This is a genomic window from Fodinibius sp. GM108 (genome assembly GCF_058386985.1).
Genome location: NZ_JBYEIR010000004.1, coordinates 165,003 through 186,592, shown reverse-complemented (window position 1 = coordinate 186,592; position 21,590 = coordinate 165,003). Strand labels below are relative to the sequence as shown.

Sequence of the window (21,590 nt, the reverse complement as noted above, 5' to 3'; positions counted from 1 at the left end):
GGTTCCTCGGGATGACCTACATCAATAGAAGTTTAACAGTAGACCAAAACAGATGATTGCCTATTTAAAAGGAACGGTTCACGCTAAATCGCCTGAACAGCTCATTGTAGATGTACGGGATGTTGGATATCAGCTGGAAATTTCTAACCAGACATTTGCCGAATTGCCTGCCGAGGGAGAAGAGATTGAACTGCTGGTTTATCATCATGTGACGGACAATGACCAACGCCTGTTTGGTTTTATCAATCAAAAAGAGAAAGATCTTTTTGAGTTGCTGATTACCGTTAAAGGGGTCGGTCCCAAATTGGGACTTACTATTCTATCCGGCCTGCCAGCCCAGGAAATTACGGGGGCCATTGTGCAAGAGGATAAATCGGCACTGTCGCAGATAAAAGGCATCGGCAAAAAAACGGCCCAGCGAATGATCCTGGAGCTCAAGGATAAGATTTCGGAGATGGTGGATGCGACGTATTCGCCCAGCAGCACATCTCAAATTCCAAGTAATGTTAAAGATGAGGCAATCTCGGCTCTGCAGTCGCTGGGTTTCAAAAAGCGCGATGCCAGGGAGTCGATTGAAATTGCTGCTAAGGAGGAATCGGTGGATGGGGACGTGCAAAAACTGGTTAAGAAGGCCTTATCACAAATGGAGAAATAACCGCTACCCCATCGGGCGGGTGGGGTTGCCGTCCGGTGGGTTATAATCTCTACTCTTAGCCGCCCCACGGCACATTCAGCCGCGGAGTTTGGTCCTTCGGGCAACTGGTTTTGCCAATTTGGTGTATAGAAAGTTGTCCCCTTCACCCGCCCGACCGCTAATCCAGCGGCCGGACGGAAGCCCCCTATTCATAACAATTATTTAACAGGCTTTTGGTTTGATTTGCGGCTACCGCTTTGTAGTATTCCTACGTAAAATTTTAGTAATATTTTCCTTACGTTAATTAAACAAAGCTAAAAAATTTCCACCCGTGTCTGACAAACAAACCATTCTCGTTGTTGATGACGAACAGGACCTGCTCGATCTTATCGAGTATAACCTCAAAAAAGAAGGCTTCGACGTTTTAAAGGCTGAAGATGGGTTGGAAGGGATCGAGATGGCCCGGAAGCAGCATCCCGACTTGGTGCTTTTGGATATTATGATGCCAAAAATGGATGGATTTGAAGTGGTCGAGCGAATGCGTGACGATTCAAAACTCGGACATATTCCGATCATATTTCTTACTGCCCGTGGAGACGAAAAGACTGAAGTGGAAGGATTGGATAAAGGTGGTGATGATTACATCACAAAGCCGATAAGCACTACGAAGCTAATCTCCCGCATCAAAGCTGTGTTGCGGCGCTTTCAAGAAACCCATGAAATGACGGATAAAATTGAAGTTCACGATATTGTTATCGACAAGGACCGCTATATCGTCACCCGTGGAGATGATGAAGAATTTCAGCTGCCTCGCAAAGAGTTTGAACTGCTTTACTTCCTGGCCAGCCGTAAGGGTAAGGTATTGGATCGCGAAACTCTTCTGAACCAGGTATGGGGCAATAATGTTTATGTAGTGGATCGCACAGTGGATGTGCATGTCCGAAAGATCCGCGAAAAACTTGGTAACGAGTATATTGAAACTGTTAAAGGTGTTGGATATCGTTTCAAAGAATAATGAAGAGAAATCCCTTTAAGAAATCTTCTCGACTGGCATTTCGAAGCGCTCTGTATTCGGGATTGCTTACCGGCTTGCTCACAGCCGGTGCCTCTCTACTTTATTTTAGTAGTACCATTGACTCTTCGATCCTTTTTGGTGGAATCATGACTGTTCTGACATTTATCATTGTCTATCTCACTATTTATAAAATTCAATTCCACCGACTGGAAGTACTGAATGAGATCAATCGTAATATTAATCGCAAGCATTTTCGTGATTACGAAGATCTTGAGTCGGGAGGTCATGATGAACTCGACTATCTTATAAAACAGTCGATCCGTGCCAGCAAAACCATTGAGCGTGAGATACAGCGGCTGAATCGTATTGAAAATTATCGTAAGGAATTTATTGGGGATATTTCTCACGAGCTAAAAACACCAATTTTTGCTATCCAGGGGTTTATTGAAACACTCCTTAACGGCGCGATCGATGACGAAGACGTGAATCGGAAGTTCCTGGAAAAGGCACAGCGAAATGTCAACAGGCTCATTTATCTTACCAAAGATTTGATGGAGATATCGAAACTGGAGACGGGCGAATTAAAGTCGGAAGTGCAGGATATTTACTTAGGGCAAGTTATAACTGATGTTGTTGATAATTTGCAATACAAAGCAGAAAAAGAAGATATCATCCTGGAGACAGAGAATATTCCGCAGAACACATTGGTTACGGCTGATCGAAATCAAATCAAACAAGTGCTGGTAAATCTTGTGGAGAATGCGATTAAGTACAACAAAAAAAATGGACGGGTCACGGTTGGCACAAAACCATATTCTAAAGACGAAAATCGGATCTTGGTTTATGTTGAAGATACCGGCATCGGCATCAGTCAGCAATATATTGAACGCGTGACAGAACGTTTTTTTCGGGTGGATAAATCTCGATCCCGAGAAAAAGGCGGCACAGGACTGGGATTAGCTATCGTAAAACATATTATGGAAGCTCACGATGAGGAATTTTTTATTGAAAGCACACCGAGTGTTGGTTCAACATTTAGCTTCACACTCAGTAAAACAAACCGAACGCCCGCTGCAGCCGAGGCTATTGATGAATAGTAAATTAAGAGGTAAGAAATCATCCTAAAATTTATTTCATTAATTCACTATACCCATAATAGCTACTTTTACCCACGGATGATTCCGTGGGCTAAGAACTTTGAGAGAAGCTCACTTAAAGTGAGCTTTTTTTTTGCTTCTTAGCCTGATGATTCATCTTCAGGCTTTAATGGAGCTCTGCTTCTTACTATTCAATCTGACGGGATAATACACTTTACAGATAATAAACTGCTCTGCAACCTGTTAATAAACTTCATGAAAAGTTCTATAAACAACGCCATCTTTCTTGTTACAGGATTGATAACCGCTACGGGGTCCAACCCACAGCATTCAACGCTGAAACTGGCTCGGTCATTGGTGGAAGAAGAGCAATATATTGCGGCTATCTACACGGCAGAGCGAATTATTGAACATTATCCGAATACGGCCTATGCCAAATCTGCACAGGATCTAATCAGCGTGATACGAGCTAACTACCTGTCGCACAGCTCCCAGTAGTCATTTAAAACATCAATCCGATTCCGACCTGCAGCCGACGAAAGCCAAGATCCGTAACCACCGTTCTATTGTTCCAGAGCGGCTCTTCAAATGAAGCCTTATCGACATTGAATCCAGCCGTCAAATACCATCCGAATGTTGCGTGATGAAATTCCAGTCCAATTCCAGGATTTAAATTGAGTCCACCAGTTTGACTTTCGAGCTCCCTGTTCTCATCAGCCAAAACAGTAAAATTATAACCAGTTCTAAGAAATAAAAAAGGGGTTGTATTGGCCTTCTTAAATTTGTATCTGCCTTCCATAAATAATGGAATTAGTCCCAGTGGATCGTTATAAGGCACAAAACCAATCCCCAGACCAAGCGAAAACTTCGGACCAATTTGATAGCCATTAACCATTTGAAAGCGCACCGTCGTCGACTCTGTCCCCGGCAGGACAGCCATACCTGTATGGTTGAAATATCCGGATGACTTGTAGTGCTCCGCACGGGGAATCTCTTCACGGCTTATCCTCTCTACCTCTTCCATATCGATCACCAGCACATTTCTTCCCACCGTTTCAAGCTTAATAACCTCATCACTTGAATTCTCTATAATCTGCCCGCGCAGAATGCTGCCGTCCGTAAGGTAAACCACATCCTCTTGTCCCGACTCTGGTTGCGCCATCGTCAGTGCGGGGAGGCAGCCCATCATCAGAAAAAAAACGAGAGCGGGAAGGAAGTACCTAAAGAAATTTTTCATATCAGTCTGAGGACTCTTCGCTTTCGGTGACGTTAATGGTACTTAAATGCTCGATATTCTCAATATCGCTGTAATCGTATTGGTGGATTCCGTCCGGTCCCGTCACCATCAGAAGGTTATTTAAAGGAATAACATCATACGTCTTGATATCTTTGATATGACGAAGCTGTTTAATATTGAGCGGATCCCCGGCATCCATAATTTTGAGCCCCGCATCTCCCTCGCTGATAAACAATACTCCATCATCAATCCCCAGCCCATGCGGATTTATCATCTCATAGTCGGCCATTAATTTGGGTTTGGATCTATCTTTAACATCGATTACTTCCAGCCGGTTAACCGCACGAGCACATCCATTACCGTCTCGGAGTGTTACATAGGCGATATCTCCCTCAACCACAACCGGATCGCAGGCCGTAAAATGATTGTAGACTGAAAGCTGCTCCGGAGTTGCCGGAAATGAAATATCATAGATATACATAGCGGTTTGCGATCCTATAAAGAGACTGTTATCAGTGGAAAAGATAGTCTCGATATTCCATCCCACATTCTCTTTGCTGGCTGGCTGCGGTTCTTCCTCAGTAATATCAAAGGTCAGCAAATTTTGCATGTCTACGGCGTACAGGTAATCACCGGTAATGACAAATCGTGCCATCGATCCACCAACGCCTGAAGCACCTCCGGTACTATTAAATGACTGAGCATCCTCCATGGTAATCCATCCATCTGGCCGAGTACCTGCGCAATTTCCCTCACAAACCTCCTCAACTTCTACAGGCTCCCAATCCACAACAACTCCCTTATCGGGATCAACCTGACTGTGAAGAACGCCCGGCGCCTCATTTGCCGACCTTTTGAAAACATCCTCTCTGCGGGTGATCAGTTGCGGATCCTCAATATTTTGGATATCAAAAACAAGCAGATCGCTCTGGGAGTCAGCATACAACAGATCATCCTTTACGGCGATATCCTTGTTAGCAGGAATATTGATAAATCCCACTTTTGAAGGTGCCGATGGATCGCTGTTGTCGATAACATGCACACCCTCATTTACTTCATTGATAAACAGATATTGATCATAAAAATATATTTTTCCCGGTTCTTCAAGCTCCCGTGATTCCTCCATATCTACTGCGCTCATAAACTCCTGCTCTGTCATGTAAACAGGCTCATATTCTGTCCATTTCACGGTCTGCATTCGCTGATCATCACATCCTAATATCATTAACATGGTGATCAGACTTAAAATAGCGCCCGACATCTTCCAAATAGATAACCCGAAATACTCTTCTTCTTTCATAGCCCTGATATTTAGTTTTGCATCTCCGTTATTGTAAGCACCAGCATAGGATTCATTTGTCCTCAGCTATTTTCAATACACACCTCAAATCGCCGGTGACTAGCCAGTATGGAATCTCATCCCTCTATCCCTCTTAAACCGACAGATAAGTTACTCTTAACTTTCCTTCTTGGCTGAATTTTGAGTAACTTTTAAAACTCATTTTTTTTAATTAAATCTCATCATTCATGCTACACGCCGTTATTATGGCCGGCGGTACCGGCACCCGGTTTTGGCCAAAAAGCACCGAAGCACGCCCCAAACAATTTTTAAATATTTTCGGCGATCGCACTATGCTGCAATCCACGGTCGATCGTATAGATTCATTAATACCGGCCGAGCGCGTGTGGGTAATTACGAATGATAAATATGTAGATTTGGTACAGGAGCAGCTCCCGGATGTGCCGGAGCAAAATATAGTAGGTGAAATTGTAGCTCGTAATACTGCTCCATGCGTTGCCGCGGCCGCATCCCTTATTCAGGCCCGGGATCCGGGTGGTACTATGGTTGTACTGCCTGCCGATCACCAGATTTCGGAGCCCGAAAAGTTTATCTCTATACTTAAAACGGCCGACGCCAAGGCACAAGAAGATGATGCATTAGTCACGATAGGCATCAAGCCCAATCATCCCGAAACCGGATACGGTTATATCGAATTTGATAAGGATTCATCAGAATCACATGAGGGTCACGAAGTAAGAAAAGTGAATCAGTTTCGTGAAAAGCCGGATGAAGCAACGGCCCGGAAGTTTCTCGATGCCGGCAACTTTCTGTGGAACAGCGGCATGTTTATCTGGAAAGCATCTACCATTCTCAGCAAGTTTGCACAACACCTTCCAAAGATTGATAAACAGATTCAAACGCTAGCTGGTAGTTTGGAGTCGGGTGATCAAAAAGAGGCCATCGATAGATTTTACGAGGGCTGTCCCTCCATTTCTATCGATTATGGCATTATGGAAAAAGCGGGCTCCGTTTTTGTTGTTCCGGGTTCGTTTGGATGGAATGATGTGGGCAGCTGGAGGGCCGTTTATGAGCTGCGGGAGAAGGATGAAAATGGGAATGCTATTCAAACGTCTACGGCCGCACTGGCTGATTCAAAAAACAATCTGATTCACAGCCAAAGTGACAAGATGATTGCCCTGGTGGGAGTCAATGATCTTGCTGTTGTGGAAACGGAAGATGCTATTCTGGTTTGTAAGCTGGATCAATCGCAGGGTGTGAAGAAGATTGTTAAGCAACTTCGGAATAATGAAGAGCTAAAAAAGTTCTTGTGAACTATTGTTTCACAAAGTAACACAAAGGACACACAAAGTTACACGAAGAATACATACCCCATAAACTTCAGTATTCGACATCCCTTGTTCGATATTCATTATTCCCATCAAACCGTAATCGTCAGCTGGTCGTAGGCAAGGCGAACGTGCTCGGGCAGGCGCTTGTTGGACTCCTCGTGATTCACATAAGAGTTCATGTGGCAGAGATAGGTCTTAGGGATTTCCAGCTCATTGGCTACCTCCACTGCTTCGGGAATAGTCATATGGGTGGGATGCTCCGGCTTCCAGCGCAGACCATCCAATACCATCACTTTTGATCCCTTTATCAGCTCTTTGGTTGAAGCCGGCAACTCTTTTACATCCGTTATATACGATACATCATTTACCCGGTATCCCATCACCGTCACCTTTCCGTGAATGGCAGGCAACGGGGTAATTTCCAAATCCTGAAATGTTATCGCAGAATCAATTTCTCTCAAATCGACTTGTGTGGCACCGGGATATCGGTCCGAACCAAACATATACTCGAAGCGGCGGCGGATGGCTTCCAAGCAACTTTTGCTTCCGTAAACCGGGATCGTTTGCTCGTGCTTATAACAAAACGGCCGAAGATCATCGAGTCCGGCAATATGATCCATATGCTCGTGGGTGATCAGCACCAGATCGATCTCTGAAAGTCCCGATCTTATAGTCTGCAGGCGAAACTCGGGGCCCGTATCAATGACCACTGATGACTCCTCGGTTTGAATCCACGCCGAGCACCGCCATCGAATATTCCGGGGATCACCGTCGATATTTTCTTTGTTAAATCCGCCGGCAACGGGCACACCCATTGAAGTTCCGGTTCCTAGAAAAGTTAAACGCATTATTCCAGCTCAATATCCATTTCTCCGATTTCGCTGTCCTTAAATTTATCAAATCGCTCCCACAAAGCTTCAAGCTCTTTACGAATGACCGGCTTGATATAAATATCCTGCAGCTCTTTATCTTTCAGCACACGTGCCAACAGACCCACTTGTTGCTGTTCAGGTTTCTTTTTATTGAGAACAACCAACTTTTCGCCCTCCATCACACATGAATCACCGCGAAATGTTCCTTTCTCTTTGCGGATAGTATAGCCGAGTTGTTCGACAAGTTGCTCGAGCTCTAAGAGTAATTTTTCTGTTTTCATATTTATTAGAATGTAATTCCGACTTCCAGGCTGTGTCCATTTATCCGGTAATCATAACGATCTTCATCGATATCATAGTTACGCAGGTCATAGTTATATCCGAACGATAAACCAACATCTTCAAACAAGCGATCAAAATAAAGCCGTCCGTGTGCGGCCACAGCTCCAAGCGAACCGCCAAAAAAGCCATCCGAGGCAAATGCAAAACCATAATTGGGTACTGCTCCTGCTTTAAGGCGAACGTTCCTCACAGGACGAGCTAAAACCTGGGCTCCCGCGCCGGCTGTAAGGCTACCAAAGCGGAATCTATTTAATCTGGGAAATTGCAAGGCCTGCTCATTTGTAATATTCGTATATCGGGATGCAACCCGGAGCGGTAGCTTTAGGGTTATATGCTCATTTCTATAGATGGTGAGACCAAAATCTATATTACCTCCCGCGTCAAAATATGATGCCTCATCAATACCTGTAATACTCCCGCCGACCCCCATAAAAAAGTCAACGCCGGATCCCGCATATCCAAGACGAATGACGGATCCCTCAAATTCAAACACACCTACTTCTTGTACATCCACTCCGTGATAAGTTACCTCCATCGGTTCCAATCCCAAATAAAATTCTGTCTGAGGAATATCGAATCGCGGCCCCCTTTCTCCCACTGAAAACATTTGTGCGTACAATTGATCCGCAGATAAGCAGGTTAAGAGTAATCCAATAAAGAAAATAACAGCTTTATTCATCTTACCTCTGAGTAGTTGGGAATGATGAAGTGGATATTCACATTTCATAATGTAGCCTCCGAATTAATAAATATTTCCAAATCTATGAAAACCGCAGGATTACTGATAATAATTTTTATGATGTCGTTCAACGCAACCAACACAACTATGGATACGGTTTATGAGTTCAAACCTACAAACATTAATGGAGAAGAAACATCCCTGGAAACATTTGAAGGAAAAGTTTTACTGATTGTTAACACCGCATCCGAATGTGGATATACTCCCCAGTACGAGGGTCTTCAGGCTATCTATGAGCAGTATAATGATCAGGGATTTGAAGTACTTGGCTTTCCCGCCAATAATTTTGGAGGGCAAGAACCCGGAACGGACGAGGAGATTAAACAGTTTTGTAAGGTCAATTATGATGTCACTTTCCCGATGTTCTCGAAAGTGTCTGTAAAGGGAGATGATCAGCATGCGCTGTTTGAATATCTGACATCTGCTTCGAACCCGGATTTTACCGGAGAAATCAAATGGAATTTTGAAAAGTTTCTGGTCGGCAAAGATGGAACGCTCAAGCACAGATTTCGAAGTGACACCGAACCAGAAAGTGAAGAAATTTTAAGGGCAATAGAAACGGAACTAAACAGTTAGATATGATGTATCCCTAATACATCCCATCACCATCCCGACGGAGGGCCGTAACTGATACTTACGGTCCTCCTTTTTTTATGGTATAGACAGCTGTCAGTTCAATACATGCGACGTTAGCAGAAATCTGGGAATACGAACATTTATCAGCTTTCCATCCTCTCGCTCCATAGTGTAATAGCCTCGCATGTTCCCATGATATGATTTAAGCACACAGAAACTATTATACTCATGACTTTCGCCCGGCTCAATAGTCGGCTGCACACCGATAACTCCTTCACCGTCCACTTCGTGAGTGTCACCAGAAGAGTCTTTGATCTCCCAGTGTCGCCGTAGAAGCGTAACGGCCTGATCACCCATATTTTGGATTGTAATGAAATAGGCAAAAACGTGCTTATTCGCTACTGGCGTTGATTCTTCCTCCATATACATGGGCTTTACTTCAACGCTGACATCATGAGAAACTTCAACAAAAGTGGGCTGATACATAGGCAATAAAAACAGTTTATTTTTTTCTATGGTAATCAAATTCAATGCCCTAATCAAAAGATAAAAAAGAGAGAAAACTAATTTGACATGAGTCGGATAAGGTTCTTATATTTGGAGCTCAATTCGGTCAGGTATTTCAGCAGAAATCCCGATGTTTCGGAAAAGTCGCAAGCCAGCGACCACCTGCTGATCACTGGCCACTTTGACATATTTCTTTACACGGTCCGGTAGTTCAGCTGGTTAGAACGCCTGCCTGTCACGCAGGAGGTCGCGAGTTCGAATCTCGTCCGGATCGCAAATGGCTAAGCCGCTAGCTCCCAAGGAGTTAGCGGCTTTTTTGTTTTTAACATCATCCCATCCAAATACCCTAATATTCTTCTCGGGACAGCTGGGGGACAGTCTAAATCTAAGTATCCTCTCTCAATATTCTTTCAAAAGAGTTTCTTTTTTTGTGCGAATTCAGTTTCCTTGAAAGATTCAAGTTCAATAACCTCTACAGGATTTTATAATCCTTTAATTAATTATCTTTTATCCATAATTCACAAATGTTTAATTTTACCTATGAATCCCAAATTCTTTGCAATTCTGGCAAATTAGAAGATTTTGATTCCTGCTTCCATTTATACAAAATTTCCGGAATATCTTTACCAAGTTTGGAATAGTAACTATATAGCTGTTTTGCCAATCTAGAAGATTTCTTTTTTAAATCTGGTAATCGTCTTATATAATCCTTTTTATTTTTAAAATCATACATCTCTAACCTTTCTTTTTCAGATGGGAATTGGGTATCATCCAACAAATAGTTTAAACCTGTCAATAAATTTTGTGTAAGGTTCTGATCATTAGTTAAAAATTCCCTTTTATTTTCAAGTATCCAAGTCACTAATGAAATGGAACTTTCTAATTTTGGCTCCTTCCTACCAAAGTTTTTCTCTTATCCTTTTTATGAAAACTTCATCAGGATGTCCCATAACATTTTAAAACTTGATTAATTATTTCCACTGCTTTTCTTCGGTCCAGTTCATTTTTAATGGCTCATCTTGATTTATTCCTTCACTCACCGGCCAAAGAAAATTCTTAAGCCTATTTACCACCTTTAGGGAATCTTCTGGAACCTGATCATCAGATATCTTGCTAAGGAATGCCTTCCACTGACTTACCTTAGTATCATCTTCAAAGAAAGCTGGTGTTAACGCGATCGGTACCACTCCAGGAATATCGGTTTCCCTTCGATTAAAAGTTTCCTCAATTGCCTTCTGTAGTTTTGGTCCCTCAAAAGAATGATTCTCGGACAAAAAGTAAATATCATAGAAATCTTTCATCCGGCTATTGGCCAAATCTAAACTAACCATTGCCTGGTACTTTTCGGCAATCGCACTTTCCAATGTATAAGCCTGAATCCTGGGCTTATTGCTATCAAGTATCGTTGGATACTCAACCCAAAGCGGTTCCGGTGTTATAACATCCCCAAAACCGATATCAATCTGGATAGTGATTCGGGCATTCCCCAAGTTACCGCGGACTTTTATCCGTACTCCATCGTATGCCTCCTGTTCTCTAATTTCTTCTCCCTCAACACTAGCCGGGTCAAATTCTAATCCGTCTCCTTCAATATTAATCTTGCAACATTCAGCCATATTTTTCTCAAGATCTGGGATTGCACTATCCCCATATTTAAGTACGTCAATATCTCGTGTGGGCCGAATATCTGTTATACCAGTGGCCCGGAGCAAAAGAGCCCCTTTTAAGACAAAATCCTTAGCATTCGGCAGTTTACTCATCCGGAGAAGAAATTTCTCCATGGCATAATATTGCAACAATTCATTGAAAGGGCGACCCGTTTCACGACCCTTATTAAGAAGCCGCTGGTGAACAGAGTCAATTGTACTTTGGGTAGGCTTATCCATGTGCTATAGCTTCCAGATATGGTTTTATAACAGTCTTAACACGGCAAATTTCGGCATACTTCAGAATATCGCTGTAACTTGCTTTCCCCTGCTCTATTCCTTCTTCCAGAGCTTCCATAGCGATATCAAGTCCTATCTTATTCCGGAATTTAAAACAATCGGCAATCGTCTTGGCCGGATTATATACCTGAACCTCTATTCCATCTACTTTATGTTTTTCTATTCCCTCGGTAAGGCTTCCACCTGAGAACCGATAAACCTTAATTGGTGGATGGTCAAGCGTAGGATCTCGACTGGTCCTGGGAAGAGCTATATGAACTTTGTGCGGAATTTCAGTTGTCATCTCATGAAAATCCAGAGCTGAAATAAGACAAACTCTGGCCTTCGGAACCTTCTTAGCTACAATCGCCAGATCAGGATTGGCAAGCATATCAGTATCTGCAAGTTTGTACATACCACGCTCGAGCTTATTAAGAAGCCCTTCCTCGTCCATATGATAAAGCGTACGGCGATATATTCCCTCATTTAGGGCTTCTGAGGTTCTGAGTATACCACCATGCTTTTTAAAAATCTTTATGGCTTCATTTATCTTTTCATCGGAAACATACATGTGCACAATTTTGCATACATTTATTTATAAGTGTATGCGTTTTTGTACATATGTGCAAATTCTTTTACAAAGAAGATTTAATTGAATTTGCTGTGCCCTACTTCTAAGTTCTGCCGGACTTCTTAGTTAATGTTCAAGCAATGGCCGAATTTTTAACTACTATTGGCATTTCATCTAGAATAGAAGAAATAATAAACTATTCTAAAAAAGAGCTCATACTTATATCACCTTATTACCAACTTTCAGAGACATTTTATCAAAGAATGGTGGAGGCTTCCAGTCGAGGTGTAAATATTACGATAGTATTTGGTAAGAAATGACTTAAGAGTAATGAATTTTACGCCTTTGCTGACATTCCCAACTTGGAATTACTTTACTGTCACAACCTTCATGCGAAATGTTATTTCAATGAAGAAAATATGGTGATTGGTTCGATGAACATGTATGCCTATTCTCAGCGGAATAATCGTGAGATGGGAGTTTTTATTCAAAGAAATAACGATCAGGATCTGTTTGATAAGGCCAAACAAGAAGCTTTTTCTATCATAGATTCTTCTGAATTGGTAGGATCTAATCGATCCTATTCCAGATCAAGACATAATCAAATACAGAGTAATGGTGAATACGGGTACTGTATTCGATGCCAAACTAATATTCCTTTGGATGTTGAACATCCTTATTGTCAAAGCTGCTTTTCAGTCTGGATGGATTTTCAAAATCCAGACTATCAAGAAAGTGTTTGTCACTCATGTGGGACCAATGAACCTGCTACCCTGAGAAAACCTCTCTGTTATAAGTGTTTTAACAACTAAATAAATATGTAAGGCAAGGTTATTACCCTATTTAGCAGTTACCAATTATTATGATAATCTATTCATTAATTGTATCTGTATTAGCCAGCCTGTTTCGCTGGCTAATACTAGTATATAAGATGATTCCTTTGAACCACTCAAGATCTATTTTTTCTTCAACTTTCTTGGTTTAATATTATGGTTCATATGGAATAAATTTTCTGGATCAAATTTGCTCTTAAGCTCTACCAACCGGTCGTAGTTTGAGCCGTAAGCTGACGAAATTCTATCACTTTCATCTTCAGTCATGAAATTGACATAAGCACCACCCGAAGCATAAGGTGCAGTGGCACTAAAGAATTCTCTCACCCAGCTAATACATTTTTGATCCTCCTGTGGATTTTCCCACCTTCCATGCACATTAACAACATATCTAGCATCCCGGCTGGCATATGCAGTGGAAGTGGAGGGAATATCGTTGGTTACACCTGCAACAGAGCCAATAAATATTTCGGTTTGCAACGTTGGCATGGTTTGAGCATACTCATTCACTGCCTCAATTAATCCATCGCTGATTTCTATTAAGTTGTGTGATTTCCAATAATTTCGGGCTCTTGGCGTCAACAGCGGATCGAAAGCCTGCTGCCACTGAACATAAGGCTGAACCCCAAAATGTTCACCAACAGGATTTCCAAACTTGCGCAGGTACTTGATCAGATTCTCCCCCTTTTGGTTCTCTCCGTTATAAAATACAGCCAACACTAATACCATTTTATTATGTATCTCCTCGGGAAGAAATGGCAGTGGTGGTGCATGACGAACTACCACCCAGACATTGAGTTCTTCAGGTGCTGCATTGATGAAATTTCGATATTGATTCATCACCTGGGTAACCTGATCGAAGGGAAATACAAGAAGACCTGCAAATATTTCTGGCCCTACCTCGTGCAGCTCAAATTCAAATCCGGTTACTACTCCAAAATTACCACCTCCACCCCGTAGTGCCCAAAACAGATCGGTGTTTTCATCCTTGCTTGCTTTACATTGAATACAATCTGCGGTTACTACTTCGGCCGAAACCAGATTGTCGATAGTCATTCCATACTGGCGGGTCAACCATCCAAAACCACCACCCAGTGTCAGACCTGCTACACCTGTTGTAGAATTAATACCTGTAGGAGTAGCCAACCCATAGGCTTGGGTTGCCTTGTCAAAATCACCTAGCGTGGATCCGGGCTGGACATATGCACGTTTTCGATCAGTATCCACACGAACTTCTCGCATATTTGAAAAATCAACTGTAAGCCCATTTTCAGCTATTGAGTTGCCGGCAATATGATGACCGCCACCACGTGCAGAAAGCTCCAGGCTATTATCTTTTGCAAAACGAACGGCATGTAATACATCCTCTGCCGATTTGCATTGAACTATGATCGCAGGCTTCCGGTCAATCATTGCATTCCATATAGCACGCACATCGTCGTAATCTGAATCAGTCGGTAATACGACTCTTCCCTCTATTCTATTTTTTAACTCTTCAACTTTTTCTCTTCCTAGTTCTAACATGATAGTTCCTACTTTTTAAATGAATTGGTGGGAGGGTTAAGAAAGAAGCAATCAATAAGCTTTTATTTTCCTAACCTGGTTAATTCAAGCTAACACTAAATCAATTATAAACAAATGGTTAGAGTATTCATTTTTATTCGCACGCCCCAGATTATTGCAATGCTATTGTTTGGGATTGGGATATTTCAAGATTGTGAGTAAGAAACCTGGCGTTTTCTCTATTAGCCAATTACTATTCCATGCTTCTCCAAACCGGATACGCCTTGCTCACCCTTTGCAGCCAATCGGTTTCCGGGAGGTTTTCGTTGGCTCCAATCACCAGATATCCCTGTGGATGAAGCCGAGATTTTAGCCTATCCAAAAACCGCAGCTGTTCTATTTTGTCGAAATAGGTAAACACCAGGTTGCGACAAAAAACCAGATCGAATGTACCTTTCGGAATACTTTGCCGGATATCCCGCTGCTCAAAAGTAACAAGTTTAGCCAATTGCTTCCTGATCTTATATTTTTCTTCTCCGTCTTCTTCTCTTTTATGGAACCAAGTTCTCACCTCCTCATCCGAAAGCTCCTTTAGCGCGCCGGCCGGATAGATGCCTTTTCGTGCCCGATCCAGAACCTCTGCGTTACGATCCGAAGCCAAAATGGAGATTTCTCCCTCAACTTCTGACCTTTCCTTTAACTGTTTGAAAACGATGGCACAGCTGTAAGCCTCTTCCCCGTTGCAACAGCCGGCCGACCATACACTAAGCTCTTCCTTCTCTTTTAACAAAATTGAAATATTCCGATCCTGCAAAAAGTTCCACAGCTTGCGATCACGAAAGAACTTACTGATCGTAACATCACACAGTTGATCCAGTACCTTCCATTCTGCAGGATACTTTTTCAGATATTCTCGGTACTCGGCATATCCGCCGGAAAGCTCCAGCTCCTGCATCCTCTTTTGGATTCGTTTGAGCACCTGTCCCCGCGGCTTGCGAAAACCGTCCCACCGGTAGCCCATCTTTGGCAGAGCCCACTGGAGAAAGCTGATGTCGGAGGACATGCTTTGAGAATATTAGAGGTTAGAAGTTGGATGTTAGAGGATCACCAGTTAATCATGTTTACTATAATTCATTGATGAATAAAAATAACTAACATTCTGAACTATGATGATTCCTCAAAACCACCAACCTCCAGTATCCAACTTCTACTTAGATGTTTGCATCGGAACACATCCAATAATGTTCCCTTCTCTATCACGCTTCAGGTGGCAACAGCGTTTGTTGAATTCTTCTATTATTTGTTGACGGGCTTTTTGAATACGCGACTTGAAGGTGCTGTAGGGGATATCCAAGTATTGGGCGACCTCTTTTTGCGTCAGTGACTTTTCAAACACGTTGATCAGTATCTCCTGCTCATCTTCATCATACTCCCGGATTAACTCATGCAGACATTCGGTAATACCTTCGATATCGGACTTACTCTCCTCCAACTCGCTTTCATCCGGTATTGTGGAATCGGGCAGAGCCGCCTCTTTCTTCTTCCTGGTGTAATCGATCAGCCTGTTGCGGGCTATCCTGTACAGCCAGGCCTGGTGATTTTCTACATACTCCAGCTGATCCCGGTTATCGAGAACCTTTGTAAAAGTGTCCTGCATCAAATCGCAGGAAAGCGCCCGATCACCGGTTCGTTTCTTGAAATAGTTGCAGATATTATCCGAATGTTCTATCCAGAGCTGTTCTGTCATTGATTTGCAAATTATGGGCTTTTTTAAATCGATCAATTTATTTTATCGTATTTTTACGATAAAGTCAATACAAAATTATAGAACAAGGTTGAAGAAGTATCCTGACAAAATCATTCCTATTCCAATAGTGGTGAAAAAGGCTACCAGCAATTTCATCTTCATCACCTTTTTTAGCAGTAGTGCTTCGGGCAGCGACAAACCGATGGTCCCCATCATAAATGCAATAGCGGTCCCAAGCGGAACTCCCTTTCCTACCAGCGATTCGATGACCGGCAATATGCTTACGGCATCCAGGTAAAGCGGAATAGCCATAATCACCGATAGTGGAACGGCTATTAAATTGTTATCCGGCAGGTATTCCTGGAAAAAGGCTGCGGGGACATACCCGTGAATGAAAGCGCCTGCTACCATACCGGCAAATACATACGGGACGAGTTTGAGTACCGTTGAAGAAGCCTCGCGATGTGTCGCCACCAAACGATCGGTAAAGCTTTTAGTACTTTCCTGCACTTTTGTCTCTTTGTAATCGAGCTCTTTGATCCAATTGGCTACGTATCGTCCAAAGCCCAATTTTTCCAGCAGGATACCTCCGACCACACCGAGAATAATCCCCGATGCCACATAAATAGCCGTTACTTTCCAGCCATAGGTTGCCCAAAAAACGGCTATGGCCACCTCATTCACCAGCGGCGAAGTAATCAAAAACGAAAGGGAGATCCCTAGTGGGACACGTCCCTGCATCATCCCCACAAAAAGAGGGACCGATGAGCAAGAGCAGAACGGACTTACAGCTCCCAGTACGGCTGCCAAAATATTTCCCGAGCCCAGCGTTTTGTTCTTTTCTAGAAATGCCCCAATACGGTCATAGGACAGATAATCCGTAATTAAGCTCATTATATAGATGGCTATAACAAGCAGGACAAATATTTTTGAAAAGTTCGCGATAAAAAAATGCAGCGACTCGGCATACCATTGCTCACCTGATACCGCCATCCAATCATAAACCAGATAATCTGCGAGCGCTATAAATTGATCAAAGAAAGTTTCCATAGCTCTAAAATTTATGCATTTGAATGTTTTTTAAGTATCTGTTCCAGACCCCAGGCACCATCAATTTCTTCGTATCTGTAGACTTCTCCGTCCACGACGATTGATGGAAAATTTGTTGTTCCATATTTCATCGTTTCCTTCAATTCAGATAGTGTTTCGAGGCGTATATCTACACCAGCACTAGCTGAAGCCTTCTCCAGTTCCTGCTGAATAGATCCGCCGGTTGTACAACACGCTGATTTCAAAATTTTGATATCGACACTCATAATATTTGTTTTTTATAGTTCGGATTAGTTTAGATGTTGAACCTCATTGCGGTCATAATTTCTTTACCATTGATACTGCGCTGTCGGGACAGATCGATGAAAACTCTTCGCTTTTCTTTACTTCTTGCGGGATGTTATCTCGACTTACATTTGCATATCCCCGCTCGGCAAAAAAGTCCTCCGCAGTCGTAGTAAGCAGATAGATGTCATTAAGATTCTTTTCCCGGGCATACTGCTCAATTCTATTTACCAGTAGCTTTCCAAAGCCTTTTCCTCTGATTCGTTCGGTGGTTGCCAGCGACCGGAGAAATCCGTGTTTCCCGTAAATCTCTAATCCAACAGTACCCAGAGCCTCCCTGTCTTTTTTCAGGATGTAGAAATGCTGCAGGTGCCGATTGGTGAGATCGCTGCTTGGCAGTTTACATTTGGTGAGAACATCCTGAATAGCAGCTAAATCATTCAAATCAGCTCTAACAAGAGTTATGTTATCTTTAATATCCATGGTCTGTGATGTTGTATTTGGTTTAGAATTACAATTTTACTTTATAATCCGGCAGGTTCTCGATATCGACTTGGGCATATTCCCAGAACCTTTCCCCGGCATCGTTGGTGATCAACAAAACCAGTCCTGCTGCAACCGCAAGACTTTGAAGTACATCTATGACACTATTTTGGAGAATAATGCCTGCCAAAGTACCGGCCACAAGAACTGCTGCCGAAGTAGTTACTTTATATCCGAGAAAGAGGAAAAGAGCAGCCAGCAGCTGGATACATCCTAGGATAAAGAAGAAGGTTTGTTCGGAAATATTTGTCAGTGAGCTTGCCTGATGAAAAGCATTCATTAATGATATTCCATCAACGATAAAAAAGACCGATATCATAAATCGAGCTGCGGTGTTAATTTTTGCATTCATTGGTCTGTTGTTTTTTTCGATTTACACCTTTAAGACGAATGCAAAATTGAAAAGACGAAGGGATGGCAGATTTTTATTTTCTTTCGACTACAATTGCCGACATATCATCAAACTGATGTCCATTACCACTGTGGCTGAAGCTAGATTTAAAGATGAGTTCAAGAAGATCTTTCCCAGTTAGATGCTGATTGTCGAGCAACACATTTGTTAGCTGCTCTTCTCCAAACCATTTGTCGTTATTATCCCGGTTATCGGGTATTCCGTCAGAATAAGCGATCAGTTTATCACCGGGATCCAACCTCAGGCTTTCCTCTTCATACTCCTGATCTTTAATCATACCAATAGGTATACCACCGGTTTTTAAACGCTTGAAGTTATCATCCGATTTAATCAAGAAAGGAAATTCATGTCCCCCATTTGAGTAGGTAAGAGTGTGAGTGCGCGTATCTAATACTCCTATAAATACTGTAGCAAAATTATTTACTTCCGAATGTTCAAAGAGTTGTTCGTTGGCCGATTGCAATAATTTAGCAGGTGAAAAAGTGCACGGTATTTTACCCCGTAAATGGGCTTGTATATTCGACATTAATAAAGAAGCAGGTAGTCCTTTTCCACTTACATCTCCTAAAGTAATCACCCACCTATAATCTCCCAGCTGTATAAAATCATAAAAATCTCCACCAATGGTTTGAGCAGGATATGTTTTCCCGGAAATATCATAGGATTCAATATCGGGCGATTTACCAGGTAACAACTGCTTCTGAATCTTAGCTGCCACGCGGATATCCTCCCGAATGTCCTGAAAGTTCTTTTGCTTTTCATGTAGTTTAGCATTTTCTATGATCTGGGCCGTTTGAGATGCAATTATAGAAAGGAGACGTTGATCTTCGTCAGTAAATCCATTTGCACTTTTTTTATTGTACATTGTCAGTACCCCATACAACCTGGAGCGAACCAGTAATGGGGCTGCCAAAACGGAGTCTATGGATTCATCCCATTCTGAATTATAAAATGATTGATTTTTTTGAAGATCATTTATACGCAAAGGCTCTTGATGTTTACGTATCCATGTAAGGATTTTTTTACCAGGAGATAGCACTGCATGCTCTTTAGTACTACATGTACTTCTTACCAACAGTTTCCCGGATACATTCCTGTTTGTATCAACTAATGTAATGTTCCCCTGCTGGGCTGCAATCATGCAAATGGAGCGCTCAATGATAGTATGCATGATTTTTTTGCTGTCCTTCTTACCACTGATGGAAAATGCAAGGTCGTTCAACATCGACAGTTCATCAACCGACCTTTTCAGTTTCTTGTTTTCTGCAATCAGTTCTTGAATGTTATCTTCAGAATATTGAACGGTTTTGGGTGATACGACTTCCATCATTTCATAGTTATGTTGGCATTAGTCTTACAATACTACGACGAATGAAAAAATGGAAAGACGAAACGCTGGCCTATATACTGAGAATCACTTACTGCAAACGCCTGATTCCGGATCACATGCCATCGCTTTTTGCTTTGATCTGATCAGGTAACCATTTCCTGCCCAGACTTTTCTTACTTCATTCCTTCTGAGCAGCGGTTCTACAAAAGATTTCATCTCCTGATCATCAAGACCAAAAGTGGTTTTTATTTCTACAGGAGCAACAGACTCAAAACGCTCAATAAAGTCAAGTATCGCCTCTTCCGACTTTGAAATATTACGTTCCTTTACTGCTCTATCTGTTATGTTATAAATCAATTTCGTGAGTGTATCATATGATTGATATCCGTGAAGTATCATATTCTCATGTTTGTATGACAATCGGAATGAGGGGAACGCCCGAACACGGTATTTTCGAGCTTTTTGCTGATCTTCCTCAAAAGCTTGCTGTGCTGATCCATCTTCTAGGTGTTCTACAAATGATGCTATATCAAGGCCGACTTCGCTTGCCAAGCCCACCAACTCGTCGCGCCGGTTTGTCTGACGAGCTTCTGTTGCTGTAGCTTCCCTTAATCGGCGCAAGAACTTTTTGGCCAGATACTCATTTTGCATTTGTGCCGCCTTGTAGGCGATATTCTGCGGGTATGAGGAGGGGTTTTCATCCGTAAAAAGCTTAAATCCTTCTGTTCTGACAGGCATACCGTGTTTTTCTGATGCTTCCAGCCAGTGCTTTGCTATGTTTTCATTGGATTCTTCCGGATCACCGCCAATATCGTTCGCTCTATCATAGAACTCTCTGATATCCTCGACCAGTCCGCCCATGATGTAGGATACTTTTACTTGGTCTCCAAAATGTGTTTGAAGTTTTCTGATGATCGGCTCACTTCCCCAACACCAGGTACAGACAGGATCGGTAAATTGGGTTAGTTCTACTTTTGAATTACTCATATTCTATTTCCTCTTTTAATTTGCCTTAGTTTTAGTCGGGAACGGCTACTTTATTCAACCGCTCCCTGACTTGATTGATCGAAATTACTCAGCTGGTTCAGCAATTTCGTGAGTCAGTTTAAGTGCCGTCATTGCGACATGAGCACCTTGTGTTTGGGCAATTTCCAGCTCATTTCCGCTTGGCATACGGCTACCTGTAGGACCAGCAACTGTTGTAGCTCCATATGGCGTACCTCCTGATATCTCATCCATTTCATTGAGACGATCTTCAAAGTAGGGCACGCCCACAACGACCATGCCATGGTGAAGAAGCGTCGTTTGGAAGCTCCGTATCGTCGTTTCGTGTCCGCCGTGCTGACCGCCGACACTAGCAAACACACTGCCGACTTTGCCGGTAAGTGCACCTTCAGCCCACTGTTTCCCGGTTTGATCAAGAAACTGCCGCATTTGTGCAGCCATCATACCGAAGCGGGTAGGGGTTCCGAATATTACAGCATCTGACTCCTCCAGAATCTCTGGTGTCGCTTCGGGAATGTGATCAAAAGCTTGTTTGGCTTCCCATGCACCAGAGTCTTTGAGGACATCTTCCGGCATCAGCTCGGGCACCTGGTAAATTTGGGCCTCTGCACTTTCAACTGAGCTGACGCCTTCGGATACCGCTTCGGCCATTTCATAAATGTGTCCGTACATGCTGTAGAAAATGATTGAGATATTTATTGAATCAGTCATCGTAGTAAACGTTTAAGTAATTAAG

The 21,590-nt window shown here is 42.5% G+C and carries 25 protein-coding genes and 1 tRNA gene; 7 read left to right on the top strand and 19 right to left on the bottom strand.

All coding sequences use genetic code 11. The features are described 5' to 3' along the window. The first annotated feature begins 52 nt into the window (after positions 1-52). The 4 genes from ruvA (at position 53) to ACT3ID_RS08805 (ending at position 3,244) form a co-directional block, all read left to right on the top strand. Positions 53-655, top strand: a complete 603-nt coding sequence (ruvA, locus tag ACT3ID_RS08820) for a Holliday junction branch migration protein RuvA (RefSeq protein WP_491541650.1) — start codon at positions 53-55, stop codon at positions 653-655. A gap of 310 nt (positions 656-965) precedes the next feature. Next, entirely contained in the window at positions 966-1,649 is a 684-nt protein-coding gene (locus tag ACT3ID_RS08815) for a response regulator transcription factor (RefSeq protein WP_491541649.1), read from the top strand. Beyond that, positions 1,649-2,746 (top strand): sensor histidine kinase, encoded by a 1,098-nt coding sequence (locus ACT3ID_RS08810; protein ID WP_491541648.1) that lies wholly within the window; start codon positions 1,649-1,651, stop codon positions 2,744-2,746. The genes ACT3ID_RS08815 and ACT3ID_RS08810 overlap by 1 nt, the downstream gene beginning before the upstream one ends. A gap of 255 nt (positions 2,747-3,001) precedes the next feature. Next, positions 3,002-3,244, top strand: coding sequence for a tetratricopeptide repeat protein (locus ACT3ID_RS08805; protein WP_491541647.1), 243 nt, complete (start codon positions 3,002-3,004; stop codon positions 3,242-3,244). Between the two features lie 4 nt (positions 3,245-3,248). Here the strand turns inward: ACT3ID_RS08805 and ACT3ID_RS08800 are convergent, their stop codons facing one another. Both ACT3ID_RS08800 and ACT3ID_RS08795 read right to left on the bottom strand, forming a co-directional pair. Then, positions 3,249-3,983: a hypothetical protein gene (locus ACT3ID_RS08800; protein WP_491541646.1), complete on the bottom strand. Its 735-nt coding sequence runs from the start codon at positions 3,981-3,983 to the stop codon at positions 3,249-3,251. A 1-nt stretch (position 3,984) separates the two neighbouring features. Further along, the gene (locus tag ACT3ID_RS08795; RefSeq protein ID WP_491541645.1) at positions 3,985-5,283 is read right to left on the bottom strand and encodes an LVIVD repeat-containing protein; all 1,299 of its coding nucleotides are present in this window, start codon (positions 5,281-5,283) and stop codon (positions 3,985-3,987) included. A 227-nt stretch (positions 5,284-5,510) separates the two neighbouring features. Here ACT3ID_RS08795 and ACT3ID_RS08790 point away from each other — a divergent pair, with 227 nt between their 5' ends. After that, entirely contained in the window at positions 5,511-6,596 is a 1,086-nt protein-coding gene (locus ACT3ID_RS08790) for a mannose-1-phosphate guanylyltransferase (protein WP_491541644.1), read from the top strand. 107 nt (positions 6,597-6,703) lie between these two features. Here ACT3ID_RS08790 and ACT3ID_RS08785 read toward each other — a convergent pair whose 3' ends face one another. The 3 genes from ACT3ID_RS08785 to ACT3ID_RS08775 are packed head-to-tail and all read right to left on the bottom strand — an operon-like array spanning position 6,704 to position 8,507. Continuing rightward, complete coding sequence (locus ACT3ID_RS08785) at positions 6,704-7,429, bottom strand: MBL fold metallo-hydrolase (protein ID WP_491541643.1); 726 nt, start codon at positions 7,427-7,429, stop codon at positions 6,704-6,706. Positions 7,430-7,461: 32 nt separating this feature from the next. Beyond that, entirely contained in the window at positions 7,462-7,767 is a 306-nt protein-coding gene (locus ACT3ID_RS08780) for a hypothetical protein (protein ID WP_491541642.1), read from the bottom strand. Between the two features lie 5 nt (positions 7,768-7,772). After that, positions 7,773-8,507 carry a hypothetical protein gene (locus tag ACT3ID_RS08775; RefSeq protein ID WP_491541641.1) on the bottom strand — a complete coding sequence of 245 codons (735 nt, stop codon included), beginning with the start codon at positions 8,505-8,507 and terminating at the stop codon, positions 7,773-7,775. A gap of 147 nt (positions 8,508-8,654) precedes the next feature. On the opposite strand from ACT3ID_RS08775, the gene ACT3ID_RS08770 reads away from it, so the two are divergent. Further along, entirely contained in the window at positions 8,655-9,143 is a 489-nt protein-coding gene (locus ACT3ID_RS08770; RefSeq protein ID WP_491541640.1) for a glutathione peroxidase, read from the top strand. A 93-nt stretch (positions 9,144-9,236) separates the two neighbouring features. On the opposite strand, the gene apaG is transcribed toward ACT3ID_RS08770, so the two are convergent. Then, on the bottom strand, positions 9,237-9,629 hold the full coding sequence (apaG, locus tag ACT3ID_RS08765) for a Co2+/Mg2+ efflux protein ApaG (RefSeq protein ID WP_491541639.1): 393 nt from the start codon (positions 9,627-9,629) through the stop codon (positions 9,237-9,239). 221 nt (positions 9,630-9,850) lie between these two features. On the opposite strand from apaG, the gene ACT3ID_RS08760 reads away from it, so the two are divergent. Next, positions 9,851-9,924: transfer RNA gene (locus tag ACT3ID_RS08760), tRNA-Asp, on the top strand. A gap of 264 nt (positions 9,925-10,188) precedes the next feature. On the opposite strand, the gene ACT3ID_RS08755 is transcribed toward ACT3ID_RS08760, so the two are convergent. The 13 genes from ACT3ID_RS08755 to wrbA all read right to left on the bottom strand — a co-directional run bounded on the left by ACT3ID_RS08755 (position 10,189) and on the right by wrbA (position 21,565). Further along, positions 10,189-10,512, bottom strand: a complete 324-nt coding sequence (locus tag ACT3ID_RS08755; protein WP_491541638.1) for a hypothetical protein — start codon at positions 10,510-10,512, stop codon at positions 10,189-10,191. A gap of 109 nt (positions 10,513-10,621) precedes the next feature. Further along, positions 10,622-11,536, bottom strand: coding sequence for a nucleotidyl transferase AbiEii/AbiGii toxin family protein (locus ACT3ID_RS08750; RefSeq protein WP_491541637.1), 915 nt, complete (start codon positions 11,534-11,536; stop codon positions 10,622-10,624). Continuing rightward, positions 11,529-12,146 (bottom strand): type IV toxin-antitoxin system AbiEi family antitoxin domain-containing protein, encoded by a 618-nt coding sequence (locus tag ACT3ID_RS08745; RefSeq protein WP_491541636.1) that lies wholly within the window; start codon positions 12,144-12,146, stop codon positions 11,529-11,531. Before ACT3ID_RS08745 ends, ACT3ID_RS08750 begins: the two co-directional genes overlap by 8 nt. A gap of 956 nt (positions 12,147-13,102) precedes the next feature. Then, the gene (locus ACT3ID_RS08740; RefSeq protein ID WP_491541635.1) at positions 13,103-14,503 is read right to left on the bottom strand and encodes an FAD-binding oxidoreductase; all 1,401 of its coding nucleotides are present in this window, start codon (positions 14,501-14,503) and stop codon (positions 13,103-13,105) included. Between the two features lie 232 nt (positions 14,504-14,735). Beyond that, positions 14,736-15,545 carry a CheR family methyltransferase gene (locus ACT3ID_RS08735; protein WP_491541634.1) on the bottom strand — a complete coding sequence of 270 codons (810 nt, stop codon included), beginning with the start codon at positions 15,543-15,545 and terminating at the stop codon, positions 14,736-14,738. 144 nt (positions 15,546-15,689) lie between these two features. Then, on the bottom strand, positions 15,690-16,229 hold the full coding sequence (locus ACT3ID_RS08730) for a sigma-70 family RNA polymerase sigma factor (protein ID WP_491541633.1): 540 nt from the start codon (positions 16,227-16,229) through the stop codon (positions 15,690-15,692). Positions 16,230-16,304: 75 nt separating this feature from the next. Next, the gene (locus ACT3ID_RS08725; protein ID WP_491541632.1) at positions 16,305-17,279 is read right to left on the bottom strand and encodes a permease; all 975 of its coding nucleotides are present in this window, start codon (positions 17,277-17,279) and stop codon (positions 16,305-16,307) included. Positions 17,280-17,290: 11 nt separating this feature from the next. Next, positions 17,291-17,545 carry a thioredoxin family protein gene (locus ACT3ID_RS08720; RefSeq protein WP_491541631.1) on the bottom strand — a complete coding sequence of 85 codons (255 nt, stop codon included), beginning with the start codon at positions 17,543-17,545 and terminating at the stop codon, positions 17,291-17,293. A gap of 52 nt (positions 17,546-17,597) precedes the next feature. Next, complete coding sequence (gene arsN2, locus ACT3ID_RS08715; protein ID WP_491541630.1) at positions 17,598-18,047, bottom strand: arsenic resistance N-acetyltransferase ArsN2; 450 nt, start codon at positions 18,045-18,047, stop codon at positions 17,598-17,600. A 28-nt stretch (positions 18,048-18,075) separates the two neighbouring features. Further along, a complete protein-coding gene (locus tag ACT3ID_RS08710; RefSeq protein ID WP_491541629.1) occupies positions 18,076-18,459 on the bottom strand; it encodes a hypothetical protein in 384 nt (127 codons plus the stop codon). A gap of 73 nt (positions 18,460-18,532) precedes the next feature. After that, complete coding sequence (locus ACT3ID_RS08705; protein ID WP_491541628.1) at positions 18,533-19,849, bottom strand: GAF domain-containing SpoIIE family protein phosphatase; 1,317 nt, start codon at positions 19,847-19,849, stop codon at positions 18,533-18,535. 84 nt (positions 19,850-19,933) lie between these two features. Next, positions 19,934-20,836, bottom strand: coding sequence for a DsbA family protein (locus ACT3ID_RS08700; protein ID WP_491541627.1), 903 nt, complete (start codon positions 20,834-20,836; stop codon positions 19,934-19,936). A gap of 84 nt (positions 20,837-20,920) precedes the next feature. Further along, positions 20,921-21,565 (bottom strand): NAD(P)H:quinone oxidoreductase, encoded by a 645-nt coding sequence (wrbA, locus tag ACT3ID_RS08695; protein ID WP_491541626.1) that lies wholly within the window; start codon positions 21,563-21,565, stop codon positions 20,921-20,923. Between the last annotated feature and the right edge of the window lie 25 nt (positions 21,566-21,590).

Bases quoted from the DNA above. Each gene is read 5' to 3' on its own strand.
- ACT3ID_RS08750 (WP_491541637.1), bottom strand. From the start codon at position 11,536: ATGGATAAGCCTACCCAAAGTACAATTGACTCTGTTCACCAGCGGCTT.
- wrbA (WP_491541626.1), bottom strand. From the start codon at position 21,565: ATGACTGATTCAATAAATATCTCAATCATTTTCTACAGCATGTACGGA.
- apaG (WP_491541639.1), bottom strand. From the start codon at position 9,629: ATGTATCAGCCCACTTTTGTTGAAGTTTCTCATGATGTCAGCGTTGAA.
- ACT3ID_RS08705 (WP_491541628.1), bottom strand. From the start codon at position 19,849: ATGATGGAAGTCGTATCACCCAAAACCGTTCAATATTCTGAAGATAAC.
- ACT3ID_RS08720 (WP_491541631.1), bottom strand. From the start codon at position 17,545: ATGAGTGTCGATATCAAAATTTTGAAATCAGCGTGTTGTACAACCGGC.
- ruvA (WP_491541650.1), top strand. From the start codon at position 53: ATGATTGCCTATTTAAAAGGAACGGTTCACGCTAAATCGCCTGAACAG.
- ACT3ID_RS08770 (WP_491541640.1), top strand. From the start codon at position 8,655: ATGGATACGGTTTATGAGTTCAAACCTACAAACATTAATGGAGAAGAA.
- ACT3ID_RS08730 (WP_491541633.1), bottom strand. From the start codon at position 16,229: ATGACAGAACAGCTCTGGATAGAACATTCGGATAATATCTGCAACTAT.
- ACT3ID_RS08785 (WP_491541643.1), bottom strand. From the start codon at position 7,429: ATGGGTGTGCCCGTTGCCGGCGGATTTAACAAAGAAAATATCGACGGT.
- ACT3ID_RS08800 (WP_491541646.1), bottom strand. From the start codon at position 3,983: ATGAAAAATTTCTTTAGGTACTTCCTTCCCGCTCTCGTTTTTTTTCTG.
- ACT3ID_RS08795 (WP_491541645.1), bottom strand. From the start codon at position 5,283: ATGAAAGAAGAAGAGTATTTCGGGTTATCTATTTGGAAGATGTCGGGC.
- ACT3ID_RS08740 (WP_491541635.1), bottom strand. From the start codon at position 14,503: ATGTTAGAACTAGGAAGAGAAAAAGTTGAAGAGTTAAAAAATAGAATA.
- ACT3ID_RS08780 (WP_491541642.1), bottom strand. From the start codon at position 7,767: ATGAAAACAGAAAAATTACTCTTAGAGCTCGAGCAACTTGTCGAACAA.
- ACT3ID_RS08735 (WP_491541634.1), bottom strand. From the start codon at position 15,545: ATGTCCTCCGACATCAGCTTTCTCCAGTGGGCTCTGCCAAAGATGGGC.
- ACT3ID_RS08805 (WP_491541647.1), top strand. From the start codon at position 3,002: ATGAAAAGTTCTATAAACAACGCCATCTTTCTTGTTACAGGATTGATA.
- ACT3ID_RS08700 (WP_491541627.1), bottom strand. From the start codon at position 20,836: ATGAGTAATTCAAAAGTAGAACTAACCCAATTTACCGATCCTGTCTGT.
- ACT3ID_RS08810 (WP_491541648.1), top strand. From the start codon at position 1,649: ATGAAGAGAAATCCCTTTAAGAAATCTTCTCGACTGGCATTTCGAAGC.
- ACT3ID_RS08725 (WP_491541632.1), bottom strand. From the start codon at position 17,279: ATGGAAACTTTCTTTGATCAATTTATAGCGCTCGCAGATTATCTGGTT.
- ACT3ID_RS08745 (WP_491541636.1), bottom strand. From the start codon at position 12,146: ATGTATGTTTCCGATGAAAAGATAAATGAAGCCATAAAGATTTTTAAA.
- ACT3ID_RS08775 (WP_491541641.1), bottom strand. From the start codon at position 8,507: ATGAATAAAGCTGTTATTTTCTTTATTGGATTACTCTTAACCTGCTTA.
- ACT3ID_RS08790 (WP_491541644.1), top strand. From the start codon at position 5,511: ATGCTACACGCCGTTATTATGGCCGGCGGTACCGGCACCCGGTTTTGG.
- arsN2 (WP_491541630.1), bottom strand. From the start codon at position 18,047: ATGGATATTAAAGATAACATAACTCTTGTTAGAGCTGATTTGAATGAT.
- ACT3ID_RS08710 (WP_491541629.1), bottom strand. From the start codon at position 18,459: ATGAATGCAAAAATTAACACCGCAGCTCGATTTATGATATCGGTCTTT.